The sequence below is a fragment of the Thiomicrorhabdus heinhorstiae genome (assembly GCF_013391765.2).
Lineage (GTDB): Bacteria > Pseudomonadota > Gammaproteobacteria > Thiomicrospirales > Thiomicrospiraceae > Thiomicrorhabdus > Thiomicrorhabdus heinhorstiae.
In genome coordinates this window covers 1-5784 of the sequence record NZ_JACBGI020000044.1, presented here as the reverse complement: position 1 = coordinate 5784, position 5784 = coordinate 1, and the positions used below count along the sequence as shown (strand labels likewise).

The 5784-nt window shown below is 44.9% G+C and carries 6 protein-coding genes; 2 read left to right on the top strand and 4 right to left on the bottom strand.

Annotation, left to right across the window (positions count from 1 at the left end; genetic code table 11):
• Positions 1-133: 133 nt before the first annotated feature.
• On the top strand, positions 134-2047 hold the full coding sequence (locus tag H8792_RS12235) for a 5'-nucleotidase C-terminal domain-containing protein (protein ID WP_185979276.1): 1914 nt from the start codon (positions 134-136) through the stop codon (positions 2045-2047).
• 108 nt (positions 2048-2155) lie between these two features.
• The gene (locus H8792_RS12230; RefSeq protein ID WP_185979277.1) at positions 2156-2767 is read left to right on the top strand and encodes a fumarylacetoacetate hydrolase family protein; all 612 of its coding nucleotides are present in this window, start codon (positions 2156-2158) and stop codon (positions 2765-2767) included.
• Positions 2768-2803: 36 nt separating this feature from the next.
• Here H8792_RS12230 and H8792_RS12225 read toward each other — a convergent pair whose 3' ends face one another.
• From H8792_RS12225 to H8792_RS12210, 4 genes are all read right to left on the bottom strand, one after another.
• Complete coding sequence (locus H8792_RS12225; protein WP_185979275.1) at positions 2804-3817, bottom strand: hypothetical protein; 1014 nt, start codon at positions 3815-3817, stop codon at positions 2804-2806.
• 214 nt (positions 3818-4031) lie between these two features.
• Positions 4032-4367 (bottom strand): NifB/NifX family molybdenum-iron cluster-binding protein, encoded by a 336-nt coding sequence (locus tag H8792_RS12220; protein ID WP_185979274.1) that lies wholly within the window; start codon positions 4365-4367, stop codon positions 4032-4034.
• Positions 4368-4781 (bottom strand): acyl-CoA thioesterase, encoded by a 414-nt coding sequence (locus tag H8792_RS12215; RefSeq protein WP_185979273.1) that lies wholly within the window; start codon positions 4779-4781, stop codon positions 4368-4370.
• A gap of 12 nt (positions 4782-4793) precedes the next feature.
• Positions 4794-5762, bottom strand: a complete 969-nt coding sequence (locus tag H8792_RS12210) for an SLAC1 anion channel family protein (protein ID WP_185979272.1) — start codon at positions 5760-5762, stop codon at positions 4794-4796.
• Positions 5763-5784 lie beyond the last annotated feature (22 nt).

Genomic DNA, 5784 nt, shown 5'->3' with positions numbered 1-5784 from the left:
ATTTTCTAATAATGAATAACTTTCATTTATTTGACTTTGAGGTGGCTACCCCTTAAATTTGACAGAATTTTATTTAAGCCCATAAATCGTCTGGAGTTTATGGGTCTTTTTTTAACAACAACGGAGAGACCTAATGTCTTTAAATCGTCGAGAATTTCTTCACGTGATGTCTATGGCTGCTGCTGCTGGAATGCTACCAGGTACAGCGTCTGCGATGTCTGGTGGTGCCGACAAAGCTGCCGCAGCTAAGGCTTCTGCTGAAATCTACAATCGCCCAATGAAAGGTAAGGTTCGTCTTTTGCACATTACCGATACTCACGCTCAGTTGAAGCCAATCTACTTCCGTGAGCCAAATGTTAACTTGGGGACTGGTCCGGCATTCGGGAAATTGCCACACGTTGTTGGTCACAAACTATTGAAAGAATTGGGAATCGAAGAAGGCTCGACTCTAGCGCACGCTTTTTCTTACCTAAACTTCCAAGAAGCGTCTGAAACTTACGGTAAAGTTGGTGGTTTCGCGCACCTTAAAACACTTCTAGACAAGCTTCGCGACCAAGCGGGCGGTTCTCAAAACACCATTACTATGGATGGTGGTGACTTGTGGCACGGTTCAGGTACGGCTCTTTGGACTCGTGGTGCGGACATGGTTGAAGCGTCTAACTTGATCGGTGTTGACATCATGACCGGTCACTGGGAATTTACTTACACTGAAGCGGAAGTTCTTAAAAACTTGAACAACTTCAAAGGTGAGTTCTTGGCGCAGAACATCCGTGTTAAAGAAGATTCACTATTCGGTGATGCTTACCGTGAATTGGTTGATGCCAACAACGGTATGGGTCTATTTAACGAAGACGAAGCGCGTCCATTCAAACCTTACACTGTTAAAGTTGTAAATGGTGAGCGTATTGCGGTTGTCGGTCAAGCTTTCCCTCGTACCGCGAACGCTAACCCACAGTCGAATTTCCCAGACTGGTCATTCGGTCTACGTGAAGATGCGTTGCAAGAATTAGTTGACTCTATCCGTGAAAACGAAAAAGTTGCTGCGATCGTTATGATCTCTCATAACGGTATGGACGTTGATATCAAGATGGCTTCTCGCGTTTCCGGTATCGATGCGATCTTCGGTGGTCACACTCACGACGGTATTCCGAAAACCACTCCGGTTAAAACTCCTGAAGGTGGCGTATGTCACGTAACTAACGCCGGTTCTAACGGTAAATTCGTTGGTTGCATGGACCTTGACATCCAGAACGGTAAATTGAAAGGTGTTGATTACAGCCTTCTACCTGTTTTCTCTAATGTACTAGCAGCTGATGCTGGTGTTCAGAAGTTCATCGATGATCTTTACAACACCAAGTATGATGACAAGATTGTTGAATCTCGTCGTGAAGATGCGTTTGTAAACAAAGAGCGTTTAGGTAAGACTTATGGTGAGATCCTAGGTGAAGAGCTTGCGGTAGCGGAAGATACTCTATACCGTCGTGGTAACTTCATGGGTACTTGGGACCAGATCATCGTTAATGCTCTTCGTGAAGAGCACGACACTCAAATCGCGATGTCTGCCGGTGTTCGTTGGGGTACTTCTGTTCTTGCAGGTGAAACCATCACTATGGAACGCGTCATGGACGAAACGTCTATGACTTACGGTGAGACTTACAAGTCAACTGTAACAGGCGCGCAAATGAAAGATATCCTGGAAGGTATCTGTGAAAACCTATTCCAAAAAGACCCATACCTGCAATCTGGTGGTGATATGGTACGTCTTGGTGGTATGGACTACGCTTGTGAACCGAATGCAACACTTGGTAACCGTATCTCTAATATGCGTCTGGATGACGGTACTCCGCTTGATCCTAACAAAACCTATACTGTTGCCGGCTGGGCGCAGGTTGAGTCTATCGGTGACGGCCGTCTGATGTGGGATGTTGCTGCTGACTACCTACGTCGCCATAAAGGTGATATGAAGCTTAAGAAGGTTAACCACCCTGAGCTTAAAGGTGTTAAAGACAATCCAGGTATCGAATCATACCCAGGTAAACTATCTTAATTTTCAAAAAATTAAGAGACACCAGAAACCCGGCCCAGTTTATCTGTGCCGGGTTTTTTGTTTTCAGGTTTGAGTAAAACCAAAATAGAGCTTCAAGAAGGAATGTTTTTGAAAGAAGTAATTGTTGATTCCCGAAGGATTGGGCCTTCTAAAATAGTGTGTATAGGGCGTAATTTCTATGCGCATATTGAGGAATTGGGCAATGAGATACCGGATGAAATGGTGTTTTTTATTAAACCGAATTCCGCGATTTCGACTAGCCTGAGATCGTTTCATCAGGAACCGTTGCATTATGAAGGCGAGCTGTGTTTTGTATTTGAAGAGGGACGCTTTTCAGCGGTTGGCTTTGGTCTGGACCTGACCAAGAGACAGTTGCAAAGCAAACTTAAACAGAAAGGGCTTCCATGGGAGAGAGCTAAGGCATTCGACGGTTCGGTAGTGTTTAGCGAGTTTATCGGAATTGAGGAAATCTCAGCAGGCCTTTCGTTTGAATTAAAGAGAAACGGTCACCTTGTGCAAAAGGCGGATATGCCATTAATGATTCATAAGCCGCTGGAAATGCTGGCGGAGATTCAGGGTTTTATGACATTGCAAGATGGCGATATTGTAATGACCGGTACGCCGAAAGGGGTAGGCGTTATTCAATCCGGTGATGTTTTTACAGCCTCGGTTAAGGATTTTGACGCGGAGATTATCCAGGCAACATGGATAGCGGATTAAAAGTAAATCCGCTACGGACAGTATAGAACGGCTTAACTATTCCTGGATAGTAAAGGTATATTCGTAGTTTTGAGTCTGATTAGAGACGACGACATTTTGAATTTTTACGGTGTATTCTTGATTGCTAACGGTGCCGTCGACCTTCCACTGTAGAACATTCGGCAGACCGCGGCCATCGTTGTAATAGCTGACGGAATTCACGTTGAGTGCTTGGCTGTTGCTATCGGTGACTTCAATGCTGGCAGCGGAAAAATCGACACTCTTTTGATTGGCCCAGAAATCGATTTTGTCGGCCAGTACCGAGAATGACATATACCATCCATTCTGGAAATAGACAGCCGGATAATTTCCGTAAGGGTAGGCGATGTAGTCGATGGTCGAATCGGAAATGTCGGCATTCTCGTCATTAATGACTTTCAGGCTGACGCCGGTAGCGAAATCCCACTGAGAATCCACGCTCGGCTTGCCGTCAACTCGACCATAAGAGACATAAGCCAAAAACGGATTGAGAAGCCATCTTCTATGCCCAATATTATCGACGTTTTCGTCAATCAAAAACTCGATAATACTTTTGTCGGAACTTTCCAGTTCAGTGACAGTTCCTTGAATACGACTAAGGTGCAAGTTGCTGTTTTCGCTGCCTGTTGCACCGTCATTTGTGAAACATTGATAGTCGGCAGTCGGGTAATGATCGAGTTTGGCATTTGCTACACCGATAAGCGCCGATTTTTCGGTATAAATATCGTCGGCTGAATTGTAGGGTACCGCCTTGAGACCGTGCAGGGCGCGAATCTGATTCAATGTCGCCAGAGCTTTATCTCTTTCGGTTTGTTTTAGGCTCCCCTGATCGCAGATGCTGATGTCCGGCACTCGATCGTAGATCGCTTCCAGTGCCTGAGTCAGGGTATCTGTCTGGTTATTTTGCTCAGTTTGCGAGCTGGTGTCTTCCGTCGGTGTGGTTGCTGCCGTTTCGGTTCCTGAAGAACCGCCGCAGGCACTTAAAAATAGAGTGAAACAGAGAATGGTAAATTGTTTTATCGAGTTCTTCATTCGGTTCTCTAAGCAGGTTGATACATCGGGATGAAAGCTAAATAACGGGTGTGTTTTAGCGTGAATAGAAGAAAAGATAAGGGATAAAAAGGTAATTCGCAAAGGTTTTTACAAATTAGCCGTCGTCGTTTAGAAATAGAAACCCCGACTTTGCCGATGCATCGTCGGGTTTTCTATTTTCCAGGAGAGAAAGAGGTTTAGCCTATATATCGTTTTAGGATACAGACTGATGTGCTGTCAGAAACTCTTTTAAAGCGTTTTCCGGCAGGTTTTGTTCGGTAACTTGTACCTGAATGCCGTCGCTTAGCAGTCTCTTAATCAATCCGTCTCCCATACTTTGGCTGATAAACCCTTGAATGCCGTTTAGAGGGTGTTCAGGAGTTGCCGAAAGGGAGCCGGAGAAATTTCTAAATACCTGTTCTTTACCCAGTTTGATATGGGTTTGCGAAACGATTTGACCGTCTTCAACATCGAAAACCAGATAACCGGGGCACTTGCCTGCGTGGCCGGAAACCGTTTTAGCATTTGGGCTGGTAATGGCTATTTTCATTTAATGATCACTATTCGTTAAAAAATAATTTAAAGGGCTGTTTTTTAAAGGTTTAAAACTCTCGTTGGCGGCGATAACATTCGTCAGAGCGCGGCTGATTTTTTTGCCGGTTTGCCGATGAATGATTTCCTGTTCAAACTGATAGCGAATCCTGCTGAGAGGATTCACTTTCACTGTGACGTCAAAAACATCGTAAGCCTTGAGCGGTGCGAAATATTCGATTTCAATTTTCTGCACCACCAGGTTAATGCCGGTTTTTGCCAATTTATCGAACTCGATTTCATGTTCCTGCAGAAATCGATGCCGTGCGTGTTCGAAATAGTGTTGGTAGTGGGCATTGTTAACAATGCCCTGAATGTCGCATTCGTGATCACGACTCTCCATCGGTAAGCGATAAACGGACTGTTTGCTCATAACGATCCTTAGTTAGTGTTTATCGTTACAGATTTGTTTGCCTCTAACCGCCAGCAGAGTTCGATAGGTCAAAGCCAGAATCAAAAGTGTCAAAGCGACATGCAGTGCATAACCGATATAGTTATATACCGCCGAGCCGGTCTGGTTTGACATCACATAACTGGCGATAACCATTGCCGCGATCGGGAATGTAAATGCCCACCAAGACAAGGCGAATTCAAGCTTGAAAAACTTATGTACCGAGATCAGCATCAGCATGGTCATCGAGAGGGCGAAATAGTACAAAATCATCGCAAATTGATTGACCTGATGATCGTTCAGTGCCAAATAGGAGATGAAGCCGACCGCTGGTGGAGCGATAAAGATAAACAGAGTCGGGATCAAGCGATCCTGCATCGGCGCATGGAAAATAATGCGGTTAACCAATACGGCTTTGACGATAATCCAGAACACGAAACCAACCGAGAAAAAGAACCAGTTGATTTCCATTGGCGCGTGGTGAACCCCGGCAATCGGGACGATGATATTACCAACAATCGGAATAAACCACGAAGGGTTGGAGTGTTCCGGCGTGAAGAAATCATGGTGAACCCAGTTATACAAAACCCAGTAGGTTAGAGTAATCTGTATCACGGTTCCGATGATCCATAGCCATTTTGATAGAGCGACCTGATCTTCGGCGTAAAACGCAATGCTTAGCAGTAGTAAACTGATGCTGAACGCCGGCATAAAGTTCATTTTGATCGGATGCTTCAACTCGGCACGAACTTCAGGCAGAAAGCGAACGATTTTATACGCATAGGCCAAGCTGAGGATAACCATGGCAATGACGGCAACAGCCAGGCTGACGGTGGCTACCGGTGTGAACTGTGAGAAATGACGACTTAAATGGATAAAAGCGATGCTTAATCCGGTCATACCCATAACCATTCCGAAGAAGCTGGCGGGCAGGTAAGCGATTCTATTTTGTATAGTATTCATAATTTTATACCCATATAAATAT